This is a genomic window from Sphingobium sp. KCTC 72723 (genome assembly GCF_014280435.1).
In the GTDB taxonomy this organism is placed as follows: Bacteria; Pseudomonadota; Alphaproteobacteria; order Sphingomonadales; family Sphingomonadaceae; genus Sphingobium.
This window is the reverse complement of record NZ_CP060388.1, coordinates 404,327-428,123: the sequence shown is the minus strand read 5'-3', so window position 1 is coordinate 428,123 and position 23,797 is coordinate 404,327. Positions and strand designations below refer to the sequence as shown.

Annotated in this window: 27 protein-coding genes; 14 read left to right on the top strand and 13 right to left on the bottom strand. The window is 61.6% G+C overall.

Features of this window, described 5'->3' with window-relative positions; all coding sequences use genetic code 11:
* Positions 1-53: 53 nt before the first annotated feature.
* Genes SPBM01_RS02305 through SPBM01_RS02295 form a run of 3 tightly spaced genes read right to left on the bottom strand, consistent with a single transcriptional unit; the run spans position 54 to position 3,720 of the window.
* Positions 54-761, bottom strand: coding sequence for a response regulator transcription factor (locus tag SPBM01_RS02305; protein WP_188063829.1), 708 nt, complete (start codon positions 759-761; stop codon positions 54-56).
* Entirely contained in the window at positions 754-2,292 is a 1,539-nt protein-coding gene (locus SPBM01_RS02300; protein WP_188063828.1) for an ATP-binding protein, read from the bottom strand. The genes SPBM01_RS02305 and SPBM01_RS02300 overlap by 8 nt, the downstream gene beginning before the upstream one ends.
* A gap of 51 nt (positions 2,293-2,343) precedes the next feature.
* Positions 2,344-3,720, bottom strand: coding sequence for a transposase (locus SPBM01_RS02295; RefSeq protein ID WP_188063827.1), 1,377 nt, complete (start codon positions 3,718-3,720; stop codon positions 2,344-2,346).
* Between the two features lie 105 nt (positions 3,721-3,825).
* Here SPBM01_RS02295 and SPBM01_RS02290 point away from each other — a divergent pair, with 105 nt between their 5' ends.
* On the top strand, positions 3,826-4,110 hold the full coding sequence (locus tag SPBM01_RS02290; protein WP_188063826.1) for a hypothetical protein: 285 nt from the start codon (positions 3,826-3,828) through the stop codon (positions 4,108-4,110).
* 114 nt (positions 4,111-4,224) lie between these two features.
* Here SPBM01_RS02290 and SPBM01_RS02285 read toward each other — a convergent pair whose 3' ends face one another.
* Positions 4,225-4,545, bottom strand: coding sequence for a helix-turn-helix domain-containing protein (locus SPBM01_RS02285; protein ID WP_009820704.1), 321 nt, complete (start codon positions 4,543-4,545; stop codon positions 4,225-4,227).
* Positions 4,535-4,870: a type II toxin-antitoxin system RelE/ParE family toxin gene (locus SPBM01_RS02280; RefSeq protein ID WP_262504404.1), complete on the bottom strand. Its 336-nt coding sequence runs from the start codon at positions 4,868-4,870 to the stop codon at positions 4,535-4,537. Before SPBM01_RS02280 ends, SPBM01_RS02285 begins: the two co-directional genes overlap by 11 nt.
* A 508-nt stretch (positions 4,871-5,378) precedes the next feature.
* Here SPBM01_RS02280 and SPBM01_RS02275 point away from each other — a divergent pair.
* Together SPBM01_RS02275 and SPBM01_RS02270 are read left to right on the top strand one after the other, a co-directional pair.
* On the top strand, positions 5,379-5,594 hold the full coding sequence (locus SPBM01_RS02275) for a helix-turn-helix transcriptional regulator (RefSeq protein ID WP_188063825.1): 216 nt from the start codon (positions 5,379-5,381) through the stop codon (positions 5,592-5,594).
* Complete coding sequence (locus SPBM01_RS02270) at positions 5,591-5,782, top strand: helix-turn-helix domain-containing protein (RefSeq protein WP_188063824.1); 192 nt, start codon at positions 5,591-5,593, stop codon at positions 5,780-5,782. The genes SPBM01_RS02275 and SPBM01_RS02270 overlap by 4 nt, the downstream gene beginning before the upstream one ends.
* Here SPBM01_RS02270 and SPBM01_RS02265 read toward each other — a convergent pair.
* Complete coding sequence (locus SPBM01_RS02265; RefSeq protein WP_188063823.1) at positions 5,760-6,965, bottom strand: tyrosine-type recombinase/integrase; 1,206 nt, start codon at positions 6,963-6,965, stop codon at positions 5,760-5,762. The two genes, SPBM01_RS02270 and SPBM01_RS02265, sit on opposite strands and share 23 nt — an antisense overlap.
* A gap of 319 nt (positions 6,966-7,284) precedes the next feature.
* Between SPBM01_RS02265 and SPBM01_RS02260 the strand changes: the two genes are divergently transcribed.
* Positions 7,285-8,511 carry an NAD(P)/FAD-dependent oxidoreductase gene (locus tag SPBM01_RS02260; RefSeq protein WP_188063822.1) on the top strand — a complete coding sequence of 409 codons (1,227 nt, stop codon included), beginning with the start codon at positions 7,285-7,287 and terminating at the stop codon, positions 8,509-8,511.
* 203 nt (positions 8,512-8,714) lie between these two features.
* On the opposite strand, the gene SPBM01_RS02255 is transcribed toward SPBM01_RS02260, so the two are convergent.
* Positions 8,715-9,188 carry a 2'-5' RNA ligase family protein gene (locus SPBM01_RS02255; protein WP_262504303.1) on the bottom strand — a complete coding sequence of 158 codons (474 nt, stop codon included), beginning with the start codon at positions 9,186-9,188 and terminating at the stop codon, positions 8,715-8,717.
* A gap of 49 nt (positions 9,189-9,237) precedes the next feature.
* Entirely contained in the window at positions 9,238-9,777 is a 540-nt protein-coding gene (locus tag SPBM01_RS02250; RefSeq protein WP_188065512.1) for a peroxiredoxin, read from the bottom strand.
* A 108-nt stretch (positions 9,778-9,885) separates the two neighbouring features.
* Here SPBM01_RS02250 and SPBM01_RS02245 point away from each other — a divergent pair, with 108 nt between their 5' ends.
* Positions 9,886-10,305 (top strand): sugar transporter, encoded by a 420-nt coding sequence (locus SPBM01_RS02245; protein ID WP_188063820.1) that lies wholly within the window; start codon positions 9,886-9,888, stop codon positions 10,303-10,305.
* A gap of 7 nt (positions 10,306-10,312) precedes the next feature.
* The gene (locus SPBM01_RS02240; protein ID WP_188063819.1) at positions 10,313-10,732 is read left to right on the top strand and encodes a sugar transporter; all 420 of its coding nucleotides are present in this window, start codon (positions 10,313-10,315) and stop codon (positions 10,730-10,732) included.
* Positions 10,733-10,736: 4 nt separating this feature from the next.
* On the opposite strand, the gene mltG is transcribed toward SPBM01_RS02240, so the two are convergent.
* The 3 genes from mltG to SPBM01_RS02225 form a co-directional block, all read right to left on the bottom strand.
* Positions 10,737-11,708, bottom strand: a complete 972-nt coding sequence (gene mltG, locus SPBM01_RS02235; protein WP_188063818.1) for an endolytic transglycosylase MltG — start codon at positions 11,706-11,708, stop codon at positions 10,737-10,739.
* Between the two features lie 265 nt (positions 11,709-11,973).
* On the bottom strand, positions 11,974-13,233 hold the full coding sequence (fabF, locus tag SPBM01_RS02230; protein ID WP_188063817.1) for a beta-ketoacyl-ACP synthase II: 1,260 nt from the start codon (positions 13,231-13,233) through the stop codon (positions 11,974-11,976).
* Positions 13,234-13,412: 179 nt separating this feature from the next.
* Complete coding sequence (locus SPBM01_RS02225) at positions 13,413-13,646, bottom strand: acyl carrier protein (RefSeq protein ID WP_188063816.1); 234 nt, start codon at positions 13,644-13,646, stop codon at positions 13,413-13,415.
* A 206-nt stretch (positions 13,647-13,852) separates the two neighbouring features.
* On the opposite strand from SPBM01_RS02225, the gene SPBM01_RS02220 reads away from it, so the two are divergent.
* A complete protein-coding gene (locus tag SPBM01_RS02220; protein ID WP_188063815.1) occupies positions 13,853-15,082 on the top strand; it encodes a glycosyltransferase family 87 protein in 1,230 nt (409 codons plus the stop codon).
* A gap of 131 nt (positions 15,083-15,213) precedes the next feature.
* Here SPBM01_RS02220 and fabG read toward each other — a convergent pair whose 3' ends face one another.
* Positions 15,214-15,954 (bottom strand): 3-oxoacyl-[acyl-carrier-protein] reductase, encoded by a 741-nt coding sequence (gene fabG / locus SPBM01_RS02215; RefSeq protein ID WP_188063814.1) that lies wholly within the window; start codon positions 15,952-15,954, stop codon positions 15,214-15,216.
* A gap of 42 nt (positions 15,955-15,996) precedes the next feature.
* A complete protein-coding gene (gene fabD, locus SPBM01_RS02210; RefSeq protein WP_188063813.1) occupies positions 15,997-16,932 on the bottom strand; it encodes an ACP S-malonyltransferase in 936 nt (311 codons plus the stop codon).
* Positions 16,933-17,113: 181 nt separating this feature from the next.
* Between fabD and SPBM01_RS02205 the strand changes: the two genes are divergently transcribed.
* The 7 genes from SPBM01_RS02205 to SPBM01_RS02175 all read left to right on the top strand — a co-directional run bounded on the left by SPBM01_RS02205 (position 17,114) and on the right by SPBM01_RS02175 (position 23,791).
* Complete coding sequence (locus SPBM01_RS02205; RefSeq protein WP_188063812.1) at positions 17,114-18,571, top strand: efflux transporter outer membrane subunit; 1,458 nt, start codon at positions 17,114-17,116, stop codon at positions 18,569-18,571.
* On the top strand, positions 18,568-20,073 hold the full coding sequence (locus SPBM01_RS02200; RefSeq protein ID WP_188063811.1) for an efflux RND transporter periplasmic adaptor subunit: 1,506 nt from the start codon (positions 18,568-18,570) through the stop codon (positions 20,071-20,073). Before SPBM01_RS02205 ends, SPBM01_RS02200 begins: the two co-directional genes overlap by 4 nt.
* A 5-nt stretch (positions 20,074-20,078) precedes the next feature.
* Positions 20,079-20,780 carry an ABC transporter ATP-binding protein gene (locus tag SPBM01_RS02195; RefSeq protein WP_188063810.1) on the top strand — a complete coding sequence of 234 codons (702 nt, stop codon included), beginning with the start codon at positions 20,079-20,081 and terminating at the stop codon, positions 20,778-20,780.
* A gap of 67 nt (positions 20,781-20,847) precedes the next feature.
* Entirely contained in the window at positions 20,848-22,053 is a 1,206-nt protein-coding gene (locus SPBM01_RS02190; RefSeq protein WP_188063809.1) for an ABC transporter permease, read from the top strand.
* 128 nt (positions 22,054-22,181) lie between these two features.
* A complete protein-coding gene (locus tag SPBM01_RS02185; RefSeq protein ID WP_188063808.1) occupies positions 22,182-22,355 on the top strand; it encodes a hypothetical protein in 174 nt (57 codons plus the stop codon).
* Positions 22,356-22,845: 490 nt separating this feature from the next.
* The gene (locus tag SPBM01_RS02180; RefSeq protein ID WP_188063807.1) at positions 22,846-23,232 is read left to right on the top strand and encodes an RcnB family protein; all 387 of its coding nucleotides are present in this window, start codon (positions 22,846-22,848) and stop codon (positions 23,230-23,232) included.
* Between the two features lie 151 nt (positions 23,233-23,383).
* Positions 23,384-23,791 carry a BLUF domain-containing protein gene (locus SPBM01_RS02175; RefSeq protein WP_262504302.1) on the top strand — a complete coding sequence of 136 codons (408 nt, stop codon included), beginning with the start codon at positions 23,384-23,386 and terminating at the stop codon, positions 23,789-23,791.
* Positions 23,792-23,797: the final 6 nt, after the last annotated feature.

The window sequence follows — 23,797 nt, the reverse complement described above, 5'->3', positions numbered from 1 at the left end:
AACTCGGCCCGTAAAAGAAGAGGCGGAGGCATATACCGACATGCCTTGGGAGATCATAGCTGAAGCGGCTTCACTTGCGCCAGTATTGCGGTGCGGATGAGCTCAGCGAATGTATCCACACCTAGACGGTTCATCAGGTTGGAGCGGTGCATCTCAACCGTGCGTACGCTGATGTCCAGCCGTGTTGCTATTTCTTTGTTGGACAGACCCGCGACAAGGCCTTGTAGGAGTTCTCTCTCCCGCGCAGTAAGCTTCGTCACACTGGCTTGCGCCTTCATCCGTTCGACTTGCGCTTCCATCCGTGCAGGCAGGTTTGCGAACAACGCCTCGAGCATCTCCATAAGAGCCGCGTCGGTGAATGGCTTCTCGATGAAATCATCCGCGCCTTGCTTCATGGCTCTAACGGCAGTTTCTACGTCGCCATGTCCTGTCATGATTATCACCGGAAATAACAGGCTTTTTCGGCCGAGCTCCTCAAGAACCGCAATGCCATCCATGTCCGGCATCCGCACGTCCAGCAGCACGCAGCCTGTCGAAAGGCTGTCGGTCTCATCGAGGAAGTCCCTCCCGGACATGAACGCGCGAGTTAGAAATCCAGCTGTGTTCAAGGTAAAGGATAATGAACGTCGAACCATGCTATCGTCGTCCACTATATAGACCCGTCGAACCGCCTCTGGGGCCTGTGTTACCGTGGCAGGAGCGGGGATAGCTGATGCTGTACCCGCAGCGACAGATTTGTCTTCAATCACTGCCTCAGCCATGAGATACTCCATTCGGTATCGAAAAGCAGAACTGCGTGCCCGACGCACCGCTCTTTTCCAGCCAGATGCGCCCGCTATGCGCTTCGACGATGGTTCGCGAGATCGATAGGCCAAGACCCATCCCGGAACCCTTGGAAGAGTCAGTCCAGGTGAAGATGTTCTGCGCCGCCTCCAGGGAAAGTCCTTCGCCGGTATCGGTAACGCTCACGACCACCAGATCGTCCTTCGATGACGCGCTGATGACGACGCAGGGCTTGATCGAGGCACCCGCCGCTTCGCAGCCGTTGCGAAGCAGGTTGATGATGACCTGCTGAATTTGAATACGATCACCAAAGAGGGATAATCCCGCTGCGGTTTGATCATCAATCGGCACGTCGGGGCAACCGCCCGCACCGACCAGGCGCACGCATTCCGCGATTGCGGCCCCTAAGTCGAACGACATTTTGGTCGTTTCGCCTCGGCGGGTTAGTTCCCGGACATTGCGAATTATCTCGGCGGCGCGCTGCGCTGCCTCTTGCGTTGCTTCCAATGCGCCTATGAGCGCCTCGGAGTTTCGGGAAGCCGGGTTTACTAGACGGACGCCGCCGGCGGCATAGCTAGAGATCGCGGTCAGTGGTTGGTTAAGTTCATGCGCTAATGTCGCAGCCATCATGCCCATGGCGTTGATACGAGAAAGATGAGCTACCTCATCCTGCAGCAGCGATAGCTTTTCCGCAGCCTCACGCTCTGCCGTAACGTCATATCCTGCGCAAAATACCCCGGTAATCGCGCCGCCCTCGTCGCGTATCGGCTGATATACGAAGTTAAGGTAATGAACCTTCGCGATGTTATTGCGCCCCAAGCGCATAGGCCTGTTGCGGGCGATGAATGGCTCTCCTGTCGCGAGCACCTCGTCCAACAGCTTGACTAGCCCCTGTTCCGCAACCTCAGGCAGTGCCTCGGCGACGGTACATCCGACCAGGTCATCGCGCCCGACCAGACGTCTGTATGATTCATTGGCAAAGGTGAACCGGTGATCGTTGCCTTCCGACGTCGCGATGAACCCAGGCGCTTGCTCATAGAGTTTGTCGAACTGAGCACGCTGCCGAAGAAGTCGATCAATGCGTCGGCTTACCTCCACAAAAAACCAAACGTGCTGAAGAACAACGCCATGGTTACCTCGAACCGGACTGAGGAAGACAGTCGCGAGATATTCGCTTCCATCTGCGCAGCGGCACTTCGCTTCCCAGGTTCCGTCCGTGCCAGAATTAAGCGCGTGCTCGATCGACGAAAGCGCATTATAATCAGCTAGCTGCTGCAGAATATATCCAACGCCTTTTCCTAAAAGCGTGGTCCGATAAAATCCAGAAAGCGCAAGAAAGCTGTCATTGGCAAATACAATCGGATGCCCTTCGATTAGCGCATCTGTAAAGATCATTGCCATCCGGGTTGTTTCAGCCGCAACAACAAACGGGCCGAGCGCTTTACGGAAGGAGTCTACCCGCAATTCAGCCGCGGCCTGTTCCGTCGGAGTTCCCTTCCTCTTATCCATTTGACGCATCCCTCATAGGCGTATTGGCTACCTTAGCTGGACTTTGTACGATTAGGTAGCGAAGCATAGCGCTTGAGCCATACGTACGAGGCGGGTTGTCGGAATATATTGCGGTTCTGGGTGGGGCGGGGAGCGTGAATTAATGTCGCCGACCCAGAGTTGAAGCCGGACGGCAGCGATAGCGTCACTGAACGTCAGATTGGTTTTTCGATACCAGGCGGCGGCGTAGGGGATGCTGGTAGTGGTAAGCAGATCGCAGGCCCAAAGCGATATGAGGCTGTAGAGTCCCAGCAGCGCCGGAGTGGTTCGGGCTATGGCATTGTCGGTCCACTGGCGCTGTGTTTCGACACCCAGGTGGGCGCGCGTTTCGGCGAATGTGACTTCGATCTGCCATCGGCGGACGTAGAGGGCGATGATGTCGGCGGGCTCGAGGGTGATGTCGGTACTGAAGAAGGCTTGCGGATCGCGCTTTCCGTTGGGATCGCGGACCAGTACCCATCGGACCGGCAATACCGGGGTGCCGGGCCTGTACCACAAGGCGGTATCGGATGTGATCTCGAGCGCCTTGCCGTTGACATGGCCGTACCAGGCGGAGACGAGGATCCTTGCCCAGCGCGTAGCCGGGTTGGCGAGTAGGGTTTTGAGTTTTGGTAGCGCTGACCCTTTTTGTGCGGGCCGCCCTGCTGTGTATGAGGTCCGTTTCGGGGGCTGTGCGAACAGGTTGGCATCCAGCCGTAGCCGGCTGATGAGCGTTGCCCGAGGCGTAATGGCATGGGCCAATTGGTGAACGGCAAAGCTACTATCGCCGACGAAGATGATCCGACGACCTGGCAGCCAACGAGACAGTTGCAGTGCGCCCTGGCGGGCCCAGTCCGTCAGCAACTTGTGACGACAGCCGCGTCGAAGGTTGGATCGTTCCGAAGGAGCAAGCAGCGTCAGGATCGGCAGCGCCTTGATCAGGCTGGTCCATGACACCGGGGTGAGCACCATGAAGCTGAGCCACCGCAGCCCACTGGCCTTGACGAAATGGCCGTGACTGGAGCGGACAGGGTCGCGATAAATACCACGGGCGTTGATCCGGCGCCCCCATCGCCGCTCGATGGTGTCGTCCATGCCAATGACAACAGGGCCATCGGGCACGAGCCGTTCGACGATGATACCAAGCAGTCGCCTGGCAACGGCACGCGAGCTCCAGCGGGCGCGGTTGAGGATCTGGTGGTAGGATGCGAAGTTGACGGCCTGGGCCCTGCCAGTCACACGCAGGCAAGAGGTAACAGTCCGCTTGCCCGTGGCCAGCAGGCCGCCCATCACGAGAACAAGCACATGCTCCCAACTGGGTGCAGTAAAGCAGGGACGCCACGTCTGCAGCCATTGGCGCAGGATCTGGGGAACGGGATCGCCGACAACGGCTCTGTTCTGGTCCAACATTCCATGCTTCGAATCCTAACTGCCGCACGTTGCAACGCTTGGACTGTTGCCATGCGGCGAGACGAATCGGATACGCTGTGACCTGACGGCAGCTATGGATGCACCATGAAAGACGACGAAATTATTCTGCGCATCGAAACGTTCGACGCCGCTAACGGCGGCGGCGTGGGTTGGTACCAGGACAAAGGCGCCTACCATCTCTATCTGCTGGAAACCGAGGCGCCGATCGCCCGCCTGAAGCCTGTCGGCACGCGCGACGAAGTCAGGCTCGGTTACTGGTCACACCGGCGACAATGGGAAGATATCGACGATATGGGCGGATGCGTCTTACCCCTCGATCGGGCCCTGGACCACATCGCCAACAACAGCATCTTCTGGACCTGGACCTGACAAAAAACGTACAAAGTCCAGCTAAGACGGCAATGTAATTCGTGCCGCGCAAAAGCGGTCATCCCGCAATCGGCCAAATTTACAGATCAAGCCGGTTAAAAGCGACGGGCAAGGCTACGCGACCGCTTGCAATCCCTTACGTTGGATGATCGACAGCAGGCGTAGTGCAGGCCCACCAGGGCGCTTAACGCCGCGTTCCCAATCCGACACAAGATTGCGCGAGACATTGAGATAGGCGGCAAACACCGGCTGTGAGACATGTTCGCGCTCGCGGATCGCCCGGATTTCATCGCCTGCCAACGCGGGGGCCGGGGCAAGGCACGCTTCATCAAAAGTGCGTAGCGTCGCGCGTGACACCACGCCCGCGTCATGCGCATCGCTCATCATTTCGTGGATCGCGCCCGCGATCTCGCTGCGATAGCCTTTATCCTTCATCGTCGTTCCCATCTTCGATCTCCACTAATGTTCCCGACGCCACCAGCCGGTTCAGTTCCTTGCCGCTCCATTCCAACGCCTCAGCAGCCGCTTCGCGCAGCAGGGCCAAGTCGGCCTTGGATATGTTCGCTTGTGAGCTCTTGGCGAAGCCGAAAGCGAATATGGCCCGGTCGCCCTGCCGGAATAGGATCAGCGTGCGATACCCACCCGATTTTCCCTGACCAGCGCGGGCCACGCGCTGCTTGATGACGCCGCCGCCAAGATCGGCGTCCACCAGACCGCTTTCCGCGCGGTCCACCGCATCCTGCAACGCCGCGTTGGAGATACGCTCCTTCCGCGCAAAGCGAGTGAACCATCCGTTTTTGAATATACGCGCGATGGCCGACCTCCTGCTCCAATCGCATTATATAACACATAGCATTATATTTCAATGTGCGCTCGGATGTGCCGATGCTGCACGGCCTTCTTGACAACGAACCTCATACGATCGAGCATTTCGTTGCTTCATCACATCTGCGGACGGCCCCTAAGAAAGGAATGTCCTCATGACCGACTCGGCCTAACGCCCATTGTCACCGCTCAGAACGGGCGGCTGCAAGCGCTGGCGAGCGGAGTCTTGGCACAAGGTGAGACAAAATTTCACCGATCGCGTTCGGTGGTCCGCCTACGCCAATTTCCGCCTTCTTTCGCCACTGTCCGCAGTCCGCCGCCAGCGTCTCCCGGTAGCTGACTGATGATTGCGAGCCGCCCTAGACTGCCTCTTGTCGGGGACCGCAAGGCATCCAATGCTCATCGTCGGGGGCGTGCAAACGACGAGATGAAGAGATTGCCCCATGAACAATGTTGATCGCATTATTCGATTAAAAACCGTTCTGGCCCGCACCGGGCTTTCCCGCTCCACCCTTTATCGCAAGATCGCGGACGGGACATTTCCCGCTCAAATCCGGATCAGCGTTCATGGCGCTGGCTGGCGCGAGTCCTCGGTGAACCGCTGGATCGCCGATCCTGTCGGCTATCGCGAGGGTCAAGCCGGGAGCCATGTCCAATGAACGCGCGATTGCCACCCGAACCGATCTGCGTCCGCGTCAACGAAGCGGCGAGCATGATCGGCGTCGGCCGCACCAAGCTCTATGAACTGATCGCGGCCGGTGAGGTCGAAACAGTGAAGCTCGGCAAGGCTACCCGCATCACCACCGCCAGCCTGCATGATCTGATCAGGCGGCAGCGCGGCGCGTAGGCGGCGGGGACTCGGCAGCCGCGTCCCCGTCTCTCTTTGCTGGCTCTTTGTCCAGATAATCGGCCCAACGCGCCATGAGATGTCGGCGCTTCTCGAAAAAGTCGGTGCGCCTATAGGCGGCTTCGACTTTGTTCGGCAATTTGTGCGCGAGGGCTTTATCGGCAACCTCCTTGGGGAAACGGGTCCGTTCTGCCACCCAATCGGTGAACGAAGAGCGGAATCCGTGGACTGTTATCCCAGCGATCCCGTCATCTCGTAACAGCTTGGTCATGGTCACGTCGCTGATCGGTTTTGCGCCTTTGAGCGAGAACACTAGGCCGGTGTCGCTGGTGCGCTCGTCCCACCGTTTGCGTAGCAACGCTACAGCGGGCGCGGACAATGGCACGATATGGGTTTCCCGTGCCTTCATCCGTTCGCCTGGAATGGTCCAAATGCCCTTGTCCAAGTCGAACTCTGTCCAGACGGCAAAGCGCGTCTCGTTGGAGCGGACGGCATTGTAGATGGTAAAGCGCAAAGAGTCCCGGCCCGTTGTCGGAGTTGCCGCCGCCAGCTTCTGCATAAGTGCCGGAACATCGATATAGGGCATGGCCTCCATATGACCGCGCTTGTCGTTCTGGCGTGGAAGCCCTTTGCGAACGGAACGCAGCGACACTTCCCCCGGCACCCAGCCTTTGACATGCGCGAAATCCAAAACAACGCTTATGCGCTGCAAAATGCGACGGGCAGTTTCCGGAATTTCGAGCCAGATCGGCGCGAGCGCCTCGACCACGCAGGCGCTATCTACCTGATCTACCGGCTTCTTGCCGATCTTCGGGAACAGATGCTTTTCGAAGCTAGCAAGCCACTTCGCATGGTGTCCGCCATTCCAGCCTTCGCGTAAAGTCTCGTGGCAAGTCCGAGTCGCGGCTTCGAAGTTGGGCACGATCTTTCGCGCCTTCCGCCGCTCGGCGACTGGATCGAAGCCCTCGCGGACTCGGCGACGTAACGCAGCGGCTGCTTCGCGCGCCTCGGCTAGCGATACGTCCAACGCTGATCCCAACCCATAGTCACGGCGTTGTCCGTGTCTCTGCATTCGCAGAACCCACGTCCGCGCTCCGCTGTCCTTCACGAGCAGACAGAGACCTCGACTATCGGTATGGCGACCGGGTTTCGCGTTCTTCACTTTCAAAGTTGTCAGCGGCATACGGTTTGGTTCCCTGTTAGGGAATTTTCTGCCCGTGTTCCCACAAACTGGTCCCACATTTCGTAGCAAAAAATGATCCCACTCTTGTTCCCACATTTCGATGCGGGTTCAGGCAAATCAGGGCGACCGACCGCGAACAGGCTACAAGAAAAATTACCAACGTTACAACGTGCTTACGGACGCTCTGAACCCGCCTGACACGGAACTTTTAGCGACTCCTCCGCTACCATTTTTGTCCTTATGCGACAGATAACGGTCTTGCCTCTCCCGTCAAAGCGCGCCAATCAGCGCGCGACGGGAAAAAGAGGATAAGTGGCCGATGAGCTATTATGACGTTCTGATCGTGGGTGCAGGTCATGCGGGGGCGCAGGCCGGCATTTCGTTGCGTCAGTCGGGTTTCGAAGGGTCGATCGCCATGATCGGCGAGGAAAACGACCCGCCCTATGAACGTCCGCCACTGTCGAAGGAATATTTCGCGGGCGACAAGAGTTTCGACCGCATCCTCATTCGCCCCGCCACCTTCTGGGGCGAGCGCAAGATCGACATGCTGCTGGGCCGCCGGGTCAAGAGCGTCGATCCGGTCGGCAAATTCGTAACCGCAGGCGATGCTGAAATCGGTTATGGCAAGCTGATCTGGTGTACCGGCGGCAGCCCCCGGATGCTGACATGCAATGGCGCGGACGCGGCCAATGTCCATGGCGTGCGCCGCCGCGACGATGTCGACGCGATGATGGCCAAGATCGACAGCATCAACCATGTCACCATCATCGGTGGCGGCTATATCGGGCTGGAAGCCGCCGCTGTCCTGTCCAAATTCGGCAAGACGGTCGTGCTGCTCGAAGCGCTCGACCGGGTGCTGGCGCGGGTCGCGGGCGAGGATCTGTCGCGCTTTTACGAAGCCGAACATCGCGCCCATGGCGTCGATTTGCGCACCGGCGCGCGGATGGACTGCATCGAGGTGCGCGATGGTATGGCGACCGCCGTGCTGATGCAGGACGGCGAGCGGATCGAAACCGACATGGTGATCGTGGGCATCGGCATCATCCCCGAAACCGGCCCGCTGATCGCGGCGGGCGCGGTCGGTGGCAATGGCGTGGACGTGGACGAATATTGCCGCACCAGCCTGCCCGACATCTATGCCGTGGGCGATTGCGCGTCGCACGCCAACCGCTTTGCCGGTGGGGCGCAGATGCGGATCGAATCGGTGCAGAACGCCAATGATCAGGCCAAGGTCGCGGTCGCACACATCATGGGCAAGGAAGACGCCTATGACGCGGTGCCATGGTTCTGGTCGAACCAATATGACCTGAAACTCCAGACGGTCGGCCTGTCGACAGGTTTCGACCAGAGCATCACGCGCGGCGACCCGGCCACGCGCAGCTTTTCGGTCGTCTATCTGAAAGGCGGCAAGGTGATCGCGCTGGATTGCGTCAACATGGTCAAGGATTATGTCCAGGGCCGGGCGCATGTCCTGTCGGGCGCGGCGCTGGACCCGGCGCAACTGGCCGACGCCAGCGTGCCGTTGAAGGAAGTCGGGCTGGCATAAGATATTCCTCCCCCCATTGGGGGAGGGCTAACGCATATGATCTTTTGTGATCCCTACAACGTCATCCTGAATTTATTTCAGGATCCATTTCTCGCCGCAAGCAGCGGCTTTTGGGGCGCGATGGATGCTGAAACACGTTCAGCATGACGAAGTAAAAGGAGATGTGCTTCATATGCGATAGCCCTGCCCTTCAAGGAGAGCATTTACCCCCGGAACATTGCCTTCATCGTCGGTTCCCATGGGCCGCCGCGATAATGCCATGCCGCCAGCCCTGCGATGGCGAAGGGGCGCGGGCGGAAATCGGCGCGCAATTGCTGCGCCAGCGCCTTGGCCTGCGCGGGCGGCACCTTGTTCTGCACTGTGACATGCAGGCGCGGGCGGGCCTGATCCTGCGGGGTCAGCAGGCCCGTGAACGCCTCGGCCAGATCGTCGCGCATGGCCATGAGCGCGGGACTGTCGATGCGATAGGCGACCCCCTGCCCCAGCAGCATGACCTCTATCAGCCGCGCTGCGGGCGCGGGGCCACGGCATAGCAGCTTCAACCGATCGGCCAGTTCGGGCAGCACCGATGGCGGCAGATGGTGGAACAGGGTGATATGGGCCGACAGGACATTGCGTTCGGGCGGAAAATGGGCGCGGCGCAATCCGTCGGCCCATGCGAAATCCGCCGCCCCCATCAGCGCGGTGACGATGATCGGGGCGGGGATGGGGCCAGGAAGCGGGGCGTCAGGCAGACTTGCGCGCCTTGAGCCAGTCCAGCACGGGTTCGGGCCGGGTTTCGCCATAGGGGTCTTCGTCCGAGCCGATGTCGTTGATGCCCGGTTCCTCGAACCAGGCGACGACCTGGCCGTCGTCCACCACCATCGCATAGCGCCAGCTGCGGTCGCCGAAGCCCAGATGATCCTTCTTGATCAACATGCCCATGCGGCGCGTGAAGTCGCCCGATCCGTCGGGCAGCAGCTTCACATTTTTGACGCCCAGTTGCTTGCCCCACTGGAACATGACGAAGGCGTCGTTGACCGAAAGGCAATAGACGTCATCGACGCCCAGCGCAGTGAAATCGTCATAATAGCGTTCGAAGGCGGGGCATTGTTCGGTCGAGCAGGTCGGCGTGAAGGCGCCCGGCAGCGAGAAAACCACAACCCGCTTGCCCGCGAACAGATCGCCTGTTTCCACGTCCTGCCAGCGAAAGGGATTTGGCCCTTCGACGCTTTCGTCGCGCACCCGCGTCTTGAGCGTCACATTCGGTACGGATCGTCCCAGCATGGTCATGTCCCTCGATCATTGCGCCGCTTTCGCACGGCTCGTTTGCGGTGTATAAACTCTTGCAGGGCGCTGCAACGGGACAGCGCCCGACATGAGGAGGAATGGCGCATGAAAAGCCCAAGATTTTTCGTGACCATCGGCATCCTGCTGCTGCTGTGGAACCTGATGGGCGTTGCCGCCTTCGTCATGCAATATACCGCCGACCTGACCGTGCTGGCCCGGACCGATCCGACCACGGCGCAGGCTTTTGCCGCCATGCCCGGATGGGTATGGGGTGCCTATGGCGTTGCAGTCGGTGCTGGCACGCTGGGCGCTATGCTGTTGCTGATGAAGAAGGCGGTCGCCGCCACTTTATTCCTAGTCTCGCTGATCGCGGTTATCGTGCAGTTTGGCTATACGTTCCTTGGCACCGACCTGCTGGCGATCAAGGGCGCGACCAGTGCCGCCTTCCCTGCGCTGATCATCATCGTTGCGATCGTCCAGCTGCTCTACGCGCGCAGTCTGGTGGCGCGCGGCGTTTTGCGCTGAACGGGCCATGCACAAGCCGCGCTATTTCCTGGCCATAGCCATCGCCGCGCTGGCGTGGAACCTGATCGGCGACCTGTCTTTCCTGATGCAATATCGCATGGACATGGCCGAACTTGCCCGGACCCGGCCGGACATGGCGCGGGTCTATGCGCAGATGCCCCGATGGGTGTGGGCGGTGTTTGCGGTCGCGGTGGGCGCCGGCACGCTGGGCGCGCTGCTGCTGATCGCGCGGCGGGCGCTGGCGGTGCCGGTCTATGCTCTGTCGCTGGCGGCGATCGTCATTCTGTTCGCGCAGAATTTTTTCGGCACCGACATGCTGGCGGTCGAGGGCGGTGGCGCGCTGGTCGTTCCCGCGCTCATCTTCGCGGCTGGCGTCACGCAACTGGCCTATGCCCGCGCGATGCGGGGCAAGGGCGTGCTGCGCTAACGGATCAAAGCTCCCCGCGCGCGCGGCGGATTTCGAACCATTTGCGCACATTTTCATTATGCTGCTGGTAGGTGTCGGCAAAGATATGCCCGCCCTTCCCGTCCGCGACGAAATAGAGCGCCCTGGTTTTCGCCGGGTGCAGGACGGCAAGGATGGAAAGCCGCCCCGGATTGGCGATCGGTCCCTTGGGCAGGCCGACCATGGCATAGGTGTTGTAATCGTTAACGGCGGCGATTTCCGACTTGCGGATGCGCCGACCCAGCGGCTTGCCCCGCGTGATCGGGTAGATGATCGTCGGGTCCGCCTGCAACATCATGTTGGTGCGCAGCCGGTTGCTGTAGACGCCCGCGACCGTGGGCCGTTCGGCGGCAACGGCGGTTTCCTTTTCCACGATGCTGGCCAATATGACCGCTTCTTTGGGCGTTTTGGCAATAGTGTCGGGCGCGCGGGCGGCCCACAGGTCGGCCAGAACCTTGTCCATCGCGCCCTGCATCCGTTTCAGCACGGCGGCGCGCGGCTCCCCCTTGTCGAAGGCATAGCTGTCGGGCAGCACGCTGCCTTCCTGCGGCACCGGGATGCTGCCGGTCAGCTGGTCGTTCGCCATCAACCGTTCATGCACCAGAATGGACGGCATACCTTCAGGAATGGTGATCAGGCGCGTGAGCGTCCTGCCGCCTTGCAGGATGGAAAGGATGTCGCTGTTGCTGGCCTTGGCCGGGATGACGAACTCGCCTGCCTTGATCGACGTGCCGCCGCCAAAGACCTTTGCCCGCGTCAGAAACGCATCGGCGGAGCGAACTGCGCCAGAGCGTTTCAGCAGCACCGCCGCATCGGACAGAGTCGCCCCTTCCGGCACGGTGATGCTGACATCCTGCGCCGCTGGGCCTTGTTCCTTCCAGCCCGCCACGAAGCGGAAGCCGACGAACGCAGCGACGGCCAGACCGATCAGCAATATGACGCAGCCGAAGCGACGCATGGGATTGGAGGATCGTCTTGCCATCGTCACAACTGCCCGACCAAAGAAATTACGCGCGTGCTTCCCCTCCAAAGGCGGGGCTATAGCATATGACTTTCTTTCGCCCCTCAAAGTCATGCTGAACCTGTTTCAGCATCCATTTCTCGTCCCAAACAACTGCTTGATCCGGCAAAATGGACCCTGAAACACGTTCAGGGTGACAAACAAGGCGGGCGTGGTCGCATATGCGATAGCCCTCCCCTTGCAGGGGAGGATCAAGTCAGTCTTACATCGCCTTCATGATGAGCGAGGCGTTGGTGCCGCCAAAGCCGAACGAGTTGTTCAGCACCGCGCGGACCTTGCGTTCTTTGGCGACGTGCGGGACCAGGTCCACGCCCTTGCAGCTGTCGCTCGGTTCATCCAGGTTCAGCGTTGGTGGCACGATGCCGTCGCGCATGGCGAGGATGCAGAAAATGCTTTCCACCGCGCCCGCGCCACCCAGCAGATGGCCGATGGCCGACTTGGTGGACGACATCGACATGGTGCCGAGGTTATCGCCGAACAGCCGCTTGACCGCGCCCAGTTCCAGCTCGTCGCCCAGCGGAGTCGACGTGCCATGCGCGTTGACATAGTCGATGTCCGACAGCGCCAGACCCGATTTCTTGAGCGCCATCGCCATTGCGCGATAGCCGCCAGACCCTTCGGGATGGGGCGCAGTAACGTGATAGGCGTCGCCCGACAGGCCGTAACCGATCACTTCGGCATAGATTTTCGCGCCACGCCGTTTGGCATGTTCATATTCTTCCAGCACGACCACGCCCGCGCCTTCGCCCATGACGAAGCCGTCACGGTTGACGTCATAGGGACGCGATGCCTTTTCGGGCGTGTCGTTGAAGCCGGTGGAAAGCGCCCGCGCCTGCGCGAAACCGGCAATGCCGATCGGGCAGATCGCGCTTTCCGCGCCGCCCGCCAGCATGACGTCAGCGTCATCCATCGCGATCATCCGCGCAGCGTCGCCAATCGAGTGCGCGCCGGTGGAGCAGGCCGTGACGACGGCATGGTTCGGACCCATCAGGCCATATTTGATGCTGACCTGACCGGAAATCAGGTTGATCAGGCGGCCATGGACGAAGTGCGGCGAAACCCGGCTTGGTCCCTTGTTGGCCAGCACCAGCGATTCGCTTTCGATGCCCGGCAGGCCACCAATGCCCGACCCGATCGAACAGCCCGCGCGCAGCCGTTCTTCCTCCGACATATTGTCGAGGCCCGCGTCGCGCAGCGCCTGGCTGGCGGCGGAAATGCCGAACACGATGAACAGGTCGACCTGCCGCTGGATCTTGTGATCCACGTCCAGCGAGGCGTCATAGCCATATTCATGGTCTTTGGGCTTCACTTCGCAGGCGATACGACATTTATAGTCGGTCGGGTCGAACCGCGTGATCGTCGCCGCGCCGGATTTCGACGCGATGATGTTCTTCCAGGTGGTTTCGACATCCCCGCCCAGCGGGCTGACCATGCCAAGGCCGGTTACGACGACACGACGCATATCCTAGCTCCGAAATCTCAATTTGGGCCGCACCGTTCCCCTCTAGCCCGTTACGACGGGTTTGTGAACGGCGCGCCAGATACGAAAAAGCTCCCCACATCCCGGCTTGACCGGACAGGAGGAGCCATTTCCTTGCGCGAAAAGCGGCCCGCAGCGCATGGCGCGGGCCACGAAACGCTTTACTGCTTGCTGTTGATATAGTCGATCGCGTCCTTGACGGTCGCAATCTTCTCAGCCGCATCGTCGGGGATTTCGACGCCGAATTCTTCTTCGAACGCCATCACCAGTTCAACGATGTCCAGGCTGTCTGCGCCCAGATCGTCGATGAAGCTGGCATCCTCGGTCACCTTTTCGGCTTCAACGCCCAGGTGCTCGACGACGATTTTCTTTACGCGATCCGCGGTCTCACTCATGAGTGGTCCTTCTTGACTGGTATCGTTGGTGGTCTGAACAACCGTTAAGGCAGCCCTAGTGCCAAGCTCCGATAGAGGCAAGAGGCAAGGCAGCCAAGCCCCTTTCAATCATATCTGGCCATGATGAGGCAACAAAAGCGACAAGGGCGGGCCATGACAGCCACCCATTAACCAGAATTTCAGCCGCTTGTGCGATGGACGACGCCATGGCCATGGTTGCTTCCCCAGATCGTTTCGTCACGCGCGCACGGGTCCGGCTGACCGCATGGCTGGTGTTTGCGGCGACTATCATAGGCCTCGTCTATCTGTTTGCGACGGCCCATGGCACGGTGGATTCGCTGGGACGTCCGCTGGGGACGGACTTTTCCAACGTGTGGACGGCGGGATGGATGGCCGATCATGGCCGCGCGCCCGCCGCATGGGACTGGCCAACGCAGCATGAAGTCCAGAAACAGGTCCATCATGACAGCGCGATTCCCTTCTATGGCTGGCACTATCCCCCGCCCTTCCTGATCATCGCCACGCTGCTGGCGCAATTTCCCTATGTGGTCGCACTGCTGCTTTGGCAGGGGCTGTCGCTGGCGCTGGCGCTGTTGCTGGTGCGGCGGATATTGCCCGATGATCGCGATGCCCTATTGGTCGCGCTGGGCGCGCCGGTGGTGCTGGTGTGCCTGGGCCATGGGCAAAATGCGTTCCTGACCGCCAGCCTGCTGGGCGGGGGCATGTTGCTGCTCGACCGGCGGCCATGGGTGGCGGGGATGCTGCTGGGCGCGCTGGTCTACAAACCGCAATTTGCCGTGCTGATCCCGGTGCTGCTTCTGGCGCGCGGCAACATGCGCGCGTTCGCGTCGGCTGGGCTGACCGTGACCGTGCTGTGCCTGCTGACGCTGGCGATCTGGGGCTGGCCAGTGTGGCGCGCGTTCCTCGATTCGCTGCCATTGACGCAGCATATCATCATCGAAGCGGGCGCGACGGGGTGGGAGAAGATCCAGAGTCCCTTCGCCGCGATCCGCCAGTGGGGCGGTTCGATTCCGCTGGCCTATGCTGTGCAGGCCATCGTCACGGCGGGCGCGATCCTGATGGCCGCACTGGTCGCCCGGCACGGGTCGATGGCAGTGCGTGGCGCGGCGGCACTGAGCGCGGCGCTGCTCTGCACCCCCTATGTGCTGGATTACGACTTCGTGCTGCTGGGCGTCGCCATCGCCTTCATGGCGGCGGACATGGCCAAACGCGGCGCGCTCCGGTGGGAAGCCAGTTGGCTTGCCTATGCGTGGATCGCGCCGCTGTTCGGCAGGGCCGTGTCGGAAATGACCCATGTGCCAGTGAACCTGATCGCCGCCATCGCCGTGCTGGCGCTGGCGACCCGGCGCGCGGTGCTGATGGATGCGGCGCTTGGGCGTTTTGGACTGAAATATTCCAAGGTGAGGATAGGTTGAGATTTCGCTCAGGCTGAGGCGAAAATGCCGTCTTTCGAGAACCGGCGCGCAGCGTGCATAAAGCACGTGAGCACCGGAAGCGCAGAAGGATGGTATTTGCAGCCCAGCCTGGGTGAAATATCGGCCTATCCTTATATCATGGCCATGCCGCCGTTCACATGCAGCGTCTGACCGTTGACATAACCCGCTTCCTTGCTCGCCAGATAGACGACCGCCGCGCCGATGTCCGCGCCATCGCCCAAATCGCCGACCGGGATTTTCTGAAGGATCGCGCCCTTCTGCACGTCATTCAGCGCATCGGTCATGGCCGAACGGATGAAGCCGGGCGCGACGCAATTCACCGTGATGCCCCGGCTGGCCAGTTCCTGACCCAGCGATTTGGACATGCCGATGATGCCTGCCTTAGACGCGCAATAGTTGGACTGGCCCGGATTACCAGTGACGCCCACGACCGACGTGATGGAAATGATGCGGCCAAAACGCTGCTTCATCATCGGCTTGGCCGCCGCGCGGCACAGGCGGAACGCAGCTTCCAGATTGATGGCGATGACGCTCATCCATTCCTCATCCTTCATGCGCAGGATCAGGTTGTCGCGGGTCACGCCAGCATTGTTGACCAGAATGTCGATCCGCCCGCCCAGCGCTTCCACGGCCTGCGGCACCAGCGCATCGACTGATGCAGGGTCGGACAGGTTGCACACGAGCGTCTTATGATCCCCGCCCAGTTCCGCCGCAAACGCCTTGAGCTTGTCCTCATTGCTGCCCGACAGCGCCAGCGTCGCCCCCTGCGCCGCCAGCGACCGCGCGATTTCAGAGCCGATCCCCCCCGAAGCGCCAGTCACCAGCGCGGTCATGCCTGTAAGGTCGAACATATTTTACTCCATCAGTTCGGTTCGCGCAGAGGCGCAAAATGTTCAGAACGCCCCTAGTGCGGCTTCGATGTCGTCCATCGTCATGATGCTGCGCACAGTCGCGTCGGGAGCGATGCGCTTGACCATCGGTCCCAGCACCTTGCCGCCCAGTTCGACGAAATCGGTCACGCCCGCGTCCCACATGGCGGCGACGGATTCGCGCCAGCGCACCCGGCCCGTCACTTGTTCGACCAGCCGCGCGCGAATATCGTCCGGGTCGGCGATCGGCGCGGCCAGCACATTGGCATAGACCGGCAGCAGCGGCGACTGGATCGTCACTTTCGCCAGCGCCTCCGCCATCGCGTCCGCAGCAGGCTGCATCAGCGGGCAATGGAAGGGTGCCGATACCGGCAGCAGAACGCCGCGCTTGATGCCATGATCCTTGACCAGAGCGATGGCCCGTTCGATCGCGCCACGATGGCCCGAAATCACGACCTGGCTGGGGTCATTGTCGTTGGCGACGGTGCAGACTTCGCCCTGCGCGGCGGCATCGGCCAGCGCCTGCGCCTTTTCGATGTCCGCACCCAGCAACGCCGCCATCGCGCCTTCGCCGACCGGCACAGCGGCCTGCATCGCGCGCCCGCGCAGCTTGAGCAGACGCGCGGTGGTGCCGATGTCGAACGCTTCGACCGCGCACAGCGCGCTATATTCGCCAAGGCTATGGCCCGCGACATAATCGCCCTTCTCGCTGAGCGAAAAGCCGCCTTCCTTCTGCATCACCCGCAAGGTGGCGAGCGCATTGGCCATGATCGCGGGCTGCGCATTTTCGGTCAGCAACAGGTCGCTGTCCGGCCCTTCCACCATGATGCGGAACAGGTTCTGGCCCAGCGCGTCATCGACTTCCTGAAACAGTTCGCGCGCGGCGGGGCTGGCGTCGGCCAAAGCCTTGCCCATGCCCACGGACTGGCTGCCCTGCCCCGGAAAAAGAAAAGCCCGCATCGTTCATCCCCTGACCATCCGCGCGAAAAAAGCGCGCGATTTCAAACATGTTACACTTTGAGACATAAATGGCGTTGAGCCATACACGCCCCTGTAGCAGGCAGGGGCGAACGTCTCCCGCCCCCCTTCCCTTGGGGGCAGCGTGGCCGCCCCTTTAACGATGACGGAGTGTTAGGAAAAGGTGCGATATCGCATTGCATGGATTGCCGGGACGGCGCTGACCCTGTCCGCCTGCGCGGCGGGGCCGGACTATCGCCCGCCACAGGCCGCCGCTCTGGGCATCCCCGCGACCTATAGTGGTGGCGATAGCGTGGCGCAGGATGACGCCGCGCTGGCGCAATGGTGGACGCGGCTCAACGATCCCGCGCTCAGCGCGCTGGTCGATGCGGCGGTGGCCAACAACCTCGACATCGTGGCGGCGCAGGCCCGGTTGCGGCAGGCACGCGAATCCCTGGCCCAGGCGAACGCATCCTTCCTGCCCCAGATCAGCGGATCGGGCAGCGGCGGCAAAAATTACCGCAGCCAGGCTGGAGGCACCCGCACCGACAGCAGCGGCAATGTGATCGCGCTCGGCTCCAGCAACTGGTCGAGCAGCTATTCGGCCAATGCGAATGCAAGCTGGCAGGTCGACCTGTTCGGCGAATTGTCGCGCGGGGCGGAAGCCGCGCGGGCGGACCTTGCCGCATCGGGTTACGACCTTGCCACCGTGCGGATGACGATCATATCCGAACTCGTCACCAACTATGTGCAGGCGCGGCTGGCGCAGGAACAGTTGCGCATCGCCCGGCAAAGCGTGGGCGTGCAGCAGGATAATTATGACATTGCCCGCTGGCGGTTGCAGGCGGGCCTTGTGTCCTCACTGGACGAGCAGCAGGCGCGCGCCCAACTGGCGCAGACCAGCGCGTCGATCCCCCAACTGGAATCGGGCCTGCGCGGCAGTTTGAACCGCATCGCGGTGCTGACCGGGCAGGCACCGGGCGACGCGACCCGCACGCTCGAAACACCCGCCCCCATCCCCGTCGCCGCGCCGCAGATCGCCACCGGCATCCCCGCCGACACGCTGCGCCAGCGGCCCGACATACGCAGCGCCGAACGCGGGCTGGCCGCCGCGACTGCGCGGATCGGCGTGGCGCAGGCGCAGCTTTATCCCTCGCTCGGCATCAGCGGCAACATCGGCACCACGTCAAATGCGTTCAAGAATCTGTTCAGCCTGATTACTGGCGGCGTATTCGCCAATGTGGCGCAGACCATATTCGACGGTGGCCGCCTCGCCTCTCAGGTCCGGTCGCAAAAGGCTGGCACCGACGCTGCCTTCGCCACCTATAAGAAGAATGTGCTGACCGCGCTGGAGGATGTCGAGAATGCGATGGCTGCGCTGGCCGCCGCGCGGACCCGCAAGGCGCAGTTCGCCATCGCTTTTGATGCGTCGAACAATGCCGCGATTCTGGCGCGCAGCCAGTATCAGGCGGGGCTGACCGATTTCCAGACGCTGTCGAACAGCGAAACCACTCTTTTGAACGCCCGCAACAGCCTCGCTTCGGCGCAATCCGACGAGGTTCTGGCCATTGCCCAGCTTTACAATGCGCTGGGTGGCGGCTGGCAGAGCATGGATACCCGCCCGGATGAACAAAAATCATGAGCAATGACATGACCACCGATCCGACCCTGGACGAATTTCTGGGGGCCAAGCCCGCCAAACCATGGCGCAAATGGGCGGTGCGGGGCGGATTGCTTGCCCTGTTGCTGGTCGTCGTCCTGCTGGTGTCGCGCTGCTTTGCCGGGGACGACAAGCCCAATTATGCGACCCGCGAAGTGCGCACCGGCGACCTGACCGTCTCAGTATCCGCCACCGGCAACCTCAAACCCGTCAATCAGGTGGATGTGGGGTCCGAGCAATCGGGCAAGATCATCGCCGTCTATGTCGATGTGAACGACCGCGTGACCAAGGGGCAGCGGCTGGCCGAACTGGACACCCGCCGCCTGACCGACACCGTGAACCAGAACCGGGCGCAGGTCGCATCATCTCAAGCCAGCGTCGCGCAGGCGCAGGCGCAGGTCGCGCTGGCCAAGGCGACGCTCGACCGGCAACTCAACGTGTTCCAGCTTTCGGGCGGCAAGGTGCCGGCCAAGACCGAAATCGATTCCGCCCGCGCCACCTATCAGGGCGCGGTCGCCACCCTGCGGTCGGCACAGGCGCAGGTCGATGTGTCGCGCGCGCAACTTTCGTCGGCGCAGACCAACCTGTCGATCGCGCAAATCGTGTCGCCGGTAAACGGCGTCGTCCTGTCCCGCGACATCGAACCGGGGCAGACGGTCGCCGCCTCGCTCAACGCGCCGGTGCTGTTCACCCTGGCCGAAGACCTGACGCAGATGGAAGTCGAAGTGTCGGTCGATGAAGCCGATGTGGGTCAGGTGAAGGACGGCCAGAGCGCGAATTTCGCGGTCGATGCCTTCCCCGGCCGCACCTTCCCCGCCACGGTCAGCCGGGTGAATGTCGGCTCCAACGCCAGCAGCACGTCATCGTCCAGCACGACGACGACCAGCACTGCCGGCACCGTGGTCGCCTATACTGCCGTGCTGACGGTCGATAACCGTGACGAAACGCTGCGCCCCGGCATGACCGCAACGGCGGACATCGTGACGCAGGAATTGCGCAACGTCCTGCTCGTCCCCAACAGCGCGCTGCGCTTCAAGCCCAGCGCCGCCAAACAGGGCGGCGGCATCACCAGCGTCCTGCCAGGGCGGGGGCGTATGCGGCGCGGCGGCAATGCGCGGCAGGTCAATTTCGGCGCAGGCAGCAGCCAGACCGTCTATATATTGGGTGAGGATGGCAATCCCAAAGCGGTGCAGGTCAAGATCGGCGCCAGCGACGGCGCGCGCACCGTCATCAGCGGCGGCGACCTGAAAGCCGGGATGCGCGTCATCACCGGGCAACTGGCCGCCGGGCAGGAAGCCCCGGCCGAGGACCAGAATGGCAATGCGAACGGCGGCGACAAGGCCCGCGACCGCCAGCGCAATCCGGCGGCGGACGGCAAGCCCGCCAGCATCGACGCATTGGGCAATTCCGGCGACAAGGCACCCGAAACCGCGCCGGTCGCGCCCGCCGACACGCGCGGCACCGGTCGTCCGAGCGGGACATAAGAGCAATGGACGCAAGCCCCATCATTTCCCTGCGCGGCGTCACCAAAGTCTATGGCGCTGGCCCGACAGCCTTTCAGGCGCTGAAGGGCATTGACCTGGACATTGCGCAGGGTGATTTCGTAGCAGTCATGGGACCGTCAGGCTCCGGCAAATCCACGACGATGAACATCCTTGGCTGCCTCGACGTGCCGACCGGGGGCAAGTTCCTGTTCAAGGGGCATCATGTCGAAACGCTGGACCGTGACCAGCGCGCGCTGCTGCGCCGCCGCTATCTTGGCTTCGTGTTTCAGGGCTTCAACCTGTTGTCGCGCACCACCGCGCTGGAAAATGTCGAATTGCCGCTCATCTATCGCGGGGAGGACAAGAAAACCCGCTACGACATGGGCATGGCCGCGCTGGACAAGGTGGGGCTGAAGGACTGGTGGGACCATACGCCTGCCGAACTGTCGGGCGGGCAGCAACAGCGCGTCGCCATCGCGCGGGCCATCGTCACCAGCCCGGACGTGCTGCTGGCCGACGAACCGACCGGCAACCTCGATTCGGAACGATCGGTTGAAATCATGCAATTGCTGACCGACCTCAACCGCAACAGCGGCATCACCGTGCTGATGGTGACGCACGAACCGGACATGGCAGCATTTGCGCGGACTATCGTGCATTTCAAGGACGGGCTCGTCGAGCGGATCGACACTGGGGTGGTGGCGTGAGTGCGCGCAATGCCGTCATCCTGAACGTGTTTCAGGATGACGATGTGGACTATCGTGAGGGCGTCCCATGTTAGGCACCACCATCACCCTCGCCTTCCGTGCGATCAACCGGCACAAATTGCGCAGTTTCCTGACCACGCTGGGCATCATCATCGGCGTCGCCGCCGTCGTGACCATGGTGACGCTGGGCAATGGCGCCACCGCAGCGGTACGGCAGCAGATCAGCTCGCTGGGTGCCAACGTCCTGCAATTGCGCCCCGGACAGGGATTTGGCCGGGGTGGCGGCGGGCCGCGTCCGCCCGATTTCAAGCCCGCAGACCTGACCGCGATCGAAAATCAGCTGACCGGCGTCCGCGCCGTCGCCCCCGTGGTGCAATCGACCGGTACCGCCATTTACGAAGGCAATAACTGGTCCACCACCGTCTATGGCACCACATCGGCCTATTCGCAGGTTCAGCAATGGGCCGTCGCCGACGGTCGGCTATTCATGCCCGATGAGGAAGAAGCCGGGCGCGCCGTCTGCATCATCGGCAATACCGTGCGCACCAACCTGTTCCAGGGCAATGAGCCGGTGGGCAAGCGGATGCGGATCAAGGGCGTGTCGTGCCAGATCATCGGCGTGCTATCCACGCGCGGGCAAGGCGGCTTTGGCGATCAGGACGATGTCGTCGTCATGCCGATCAAATTCGTGCAGCGCCGCTTCACTGGCGACCGCGACATCAGCCAGATCATGGTCGCGGTGGACGATGCCTATGACACATCCACCGTGCAGGCCAGCCTTGAGGAACTGATGCGTGAACGGCGCAAGATCAAGGCGGGCGGCGACGATAATTTCAACGTGTTCGACACCAAGCAGATCAGCGACACACTGACCGGCACCACCACCATATTGACGCAGATCGTCGGCGCGGTGGCGGCGATATCGCTGCTGGTCGGCGGCATCGGCATCATGAACATCATGCTGGTGTCGGTGACGGAGCGGACCCGCGAAATCGGCATCCGCCTGGCCATCGGCGCAGTCGCGCGCGAAGTATTGTTGCAGTTTCTGGTCGAAGCGATCGTGCTGTCCTGCCTTGGCGGCCTCATCGGGCTGGTGCTGGCGCTGGGCGCGACGCTGGCCATCGCGCCGCTGATGCAGGTGCCGTTTATCTTCGACCTGAAGGTCAACATCATCGCTTTCCTGTTTTCCGCCGCGATCGGGGTCGTGTTCGGCTATTTCCCGGCCCGCCGCGCCGCCGCGCTCAATCCGATCGATGCGTTGCGGCACGAATAGGGGCGGCACGAATAGGGCGCGTCGTTACACTTTCCGACAAACTTCCCCGGCACGGGGACATGGCTGCGACACTCTCCCCCTATTGCCCTTTCACGGCGCTGCTTTTGGTGCCGCAGAAAGGGCAATTCATGAAATCTCTCCTGCTGAGCATGGCCGCCAGCCTGTTCGTCCTCACGCTGGGCCTTGCCCCCTTCGCCACCGTCGATGCGCAGGCACCCGATCAGGCGCAGATCGTCGAAGGACAGCACAACCCCATCCTGCTGACGCGCATGACCGTGACCGCGACCCCGCTGCCCGAATGAACCGCCCGCTATGTTGGTCATGGCAAAGCCCCGGAAGGACCGCCCTTTCCGGGGCTTTTCTTTTGAGCGATCGGGTTTCCTGCAAATCCTATACTGCCATGTCTAACAACGCCGATCCTCCCCTTGCAGGGGAGGGCTATCGCATATGACTTTTGTTCATCCCTACAATGTCATCCTGAATTTATTTCAGGATCCATCGTGACCGAAAAGCCGCTATTCGTGACGAGAAATGGATGCTGAAACGAGTTCAGCATGACGACTGAACGCGGGGTATTTTCATATGCGATAGCCCTCCCCTTCCAGGGGAGGACCGGCTTTATTTGCGCCGTCCCACCCCGCTTCCTGAACCAATATTCAGATTAAATTTCAATCTGTTACATTTTCCGACATTCTTTGCCCTGCCATGACACATCCCCGCGACAAGCGCGTTCTATTCCAGTCTTCGACGCCAAAGAGACGGCGCCCGAAATCAAGGCAAAGGAGCAAAGACATGTTCAAGAAAATTCTCATCGCCTTGGCCACCACGACGCTGGTCGCCAGCCCGATCGTCAGCGCACAGGCGCAGGCTCAGCACTATAATGGCCAGCATCGTCAGGAAGTGACCCGCACCGTGGTCAAGGAAAAGCCCAATGGCCGCACCGTCATCAAGCAGAAGACCACCGTGCGCAAGGCAACGCCGCAGGCCCGCCGCTGGGCCAAGGGGCAGCGCTTCGACCGTCGCTATGCCACCAACTATCGCGTCGTGAACAATTATCGCGACTATCGCCTGTCGGCCCCGCCGCGCGGTTATCAGTGGGTGCGTTCGGGCAATGACGCCGTGATGATCGCCATCACCAGCGGCCTGATCGGCGCGGTCGTGGGCAGCGCCATCCGGTAACGATCCGCCGAAAGGCCCGGCATGATGCCGCAGGGTTCTCTCCCCCTGCGGCATTTGTGCGTCTGGCCGATTCTGATCGAGGTTAAATACCCGATATTAAGGGATATTGCCCTAGATGGCCGGGCCGGGGGCGGCGCTAACGGGAATGTCCATGTCTTTCAATCAGATCATGTATATCAGCACGATGGTCGGCACGGTCACGCCGCAGGACTGCGCAGCCATCGCGCAGCGTTCGGCGACCAGCAATCGGCGCGACGACGTGACCGGCCTGCTTCTCTTCAACAGCCGCCGCTTCCTTCAGGTGCTGGAAGGGCCAAAAGACGCAGTCGATCGCATCTTTGCCCGCATCCATGACGACCCACGCCACCGCGCCGTCGTGAAATTGCGCGAGGGGCAAATCGACGCGCGCGAATTTGGCGAATGGGCCATGGCTTTCGACGATCCGGCTGCACCCTCCGCCAATTTGCGGGACAAGGTGGCTGCGTTGCTGGACAGTGCCGGGCCATCGACCCGCGCCCATTTCATGGGATCGGCAGAAATGCACCGTCCCGCCGCCTGAACGCGC

Excerpts from the sequence above, each read along its gene's own strand:
- SPBM01_RS02305 (WP_188063829.1), bottom strand. The coding sequence starts at position 761 with ATGGCTGAGGCAGTGATTGAAGACAAATCTGTCGCTGCGGGTACAGCA.
- SPBM01_RS02300 (WP_188063828.1), bottom strand. The coding sequence starts at position 2,292 with ATGGATAAGAGGAAGGGAACTCCGACGGAACAGGCCGCGGCTGAATTG.
- SPBM01_RS02295 (WP_188063827.1), bottom strand. The coding sequence starts at position 3,720 with ATGTTGGACCAGAACAGAGCCGTTGTCGGCGATCCCGTTCCCCAGATC.
- SPBM01_RS02290 (WP_188063826.1), top strand. The coding sequence starts at position 3,826 with ATGAAAGACGACGAAATTATTCTGCGCATCGAAACGTTCGACGCCGCT.
- SPBM01_RS02285 (WP_009820704.1), bottom strand. The coding sequence starts at position 4,545 with ATGAAGGATAAAGGCTATCGCAGCGAGATCGCGGGCGCGATCCACGAA.
- SPBM01_RS02275 (WP_188063825.1), top strand. The coding sequence starts at position 5,379 with ATGAACAATGTTGATCGCATTATTCGATTAAAAACCGTTCTGGCCCGC.
- SPBM01_RS02270 (WP_188063824.1), top strand. The coding sequence starts at position 5,591 with ATGAACGCGCGATTGCCACCCGAACCGATCTGCGTCCGCGTCAACGAA.
- SPBM01_RS02265 (WP_188063823.1), bottom strand. The coding sequence starts at position 6,965 with ATGCCGCTGACAACTTTGAAAGTGAAGAACGCGAAACCCGGTCGCCAT.
- SPBM01_RS02260 (WP_188063822.1), top strand. The coding sequence starts at position 7,285 with ATGAGCTATTATGACGTTCTGATCGTGGGTGCAGGTCATGCGGGGGCG.
- SPBM01_RS02255 (WP_262504303.1), bottom strand. The coding sequence starts at position 9,188 with ATGGGGGCGGCGGATTTCGCATGGGCCGACGGATTGCGCCGCGCCCAT.
- SPBM01_RS02250 (WP_188065512.1), bottom strand. The coding sequence starts at position 9,777 with ATGCTGGGACGATCCGTACCGAATGTGACGCTCAAGACGCGGGTGCGC.
- SPBM01_RS02245 (WP_188063820.1), top strand. The coding sequence starts at position 9,886 with ATGAAAAGCCCAAGATTTTTCGTGACCATCGGCATCCTGCTGCTGCTG.
- SPBM01_RS02240 (WP_188063819.1), top strand. The coding sequence starts at position 10,313 with ATGCACAAGCCGCGCTATTTCCTGGCCATAGCCATCGCCGCGCTGGCG.
- mltG (WP_188063818.1), bottom strand. The coding sequence starts at position 11,708 with ATGCGTCGCTTCGGCTGCGTCATATTGCTGATCGGTCTGGCCGTCGCT.
- fabF (WP_188063817.1), bottom strand. The coding sequence starts at position 13,233 with ATGCGTCGTGTCGTCGTAACCGGCCTTGGCATGGTCAGCCCGCTGGGC.
- SPBM01_RS02225 (WP_188063816.1), bottom strand. The coding sequence starts at position 13,646 with ATGAGTGAGACCGCGGATCGCGTAAAGAAAATCGTCGTCGAGCACCTG.
- SPBM01_RS02220 (WP_188063815.1), top strand. The coding sequence starts at position 13,853 with ATGGCCATGGTTGCTTCCCCAGATCGTTTCGTCACGCGCGCACGGGTC.
- fabG (WP_188063814.1), bottom strand. The coding sequence starts at position 15,954 with ATGTTCGACCTTACAGGCATGACCGCGCTGGTGACTGGCGCTTCGGGG.
- fabD (WP_188063813.1), bottom strand. The coding sequence starts at position 16,932 with ATGCGGGCTTTTCTTTTTCCGGGGCAGGGCAGCCAGTCCGTGGGCATG.
- SPBM01_RS02200 (WP_188063811.1), top strand. The coding sequence starts at position 18,568 with ATGAGCAATGACATGACCACCGATCCGACCCTGGACGAATTTCTGGGG.
- SPBM01_RS02195 (WP_188063810.1), top strand. The coding sequence starts at position 20,079 with ATGGACGCAAGCCCCATCATTTCCCTGCGCGGCGTCACCAAAGTCTAT.
- SPBM01_RS02190 (WP_188063809.1), top strand. The coding sequence starts at position 20,848 with ATGTTAGGCACCACCATCACCCTCGCCTTCCGTGCGATCAACCGGCAC.
- SPBM01_RS02185 (WP_188063808.1), top strand. The coding sequence starts at position 22,182 with ATGAAATCTCTCCTGCTGAGCATGGCCGCCAGCCTGTTCGTCCTCACG.
- SPBM01_RS02180 (WP_188063807.1), top strand. The coding sequence starts at position 22,846 with ATGTTCAAGAAAATTCTCATCGCCTTGGCCACCACGACGCTGGTCGCC.
- SPBM01_RS02175 (WP_262504302.1), top strand. The coding sequence starts at position 23,384 with ATGTCTTTCAATCAGATCATGTATATCAGCACGATGGTCGGCACGGTC.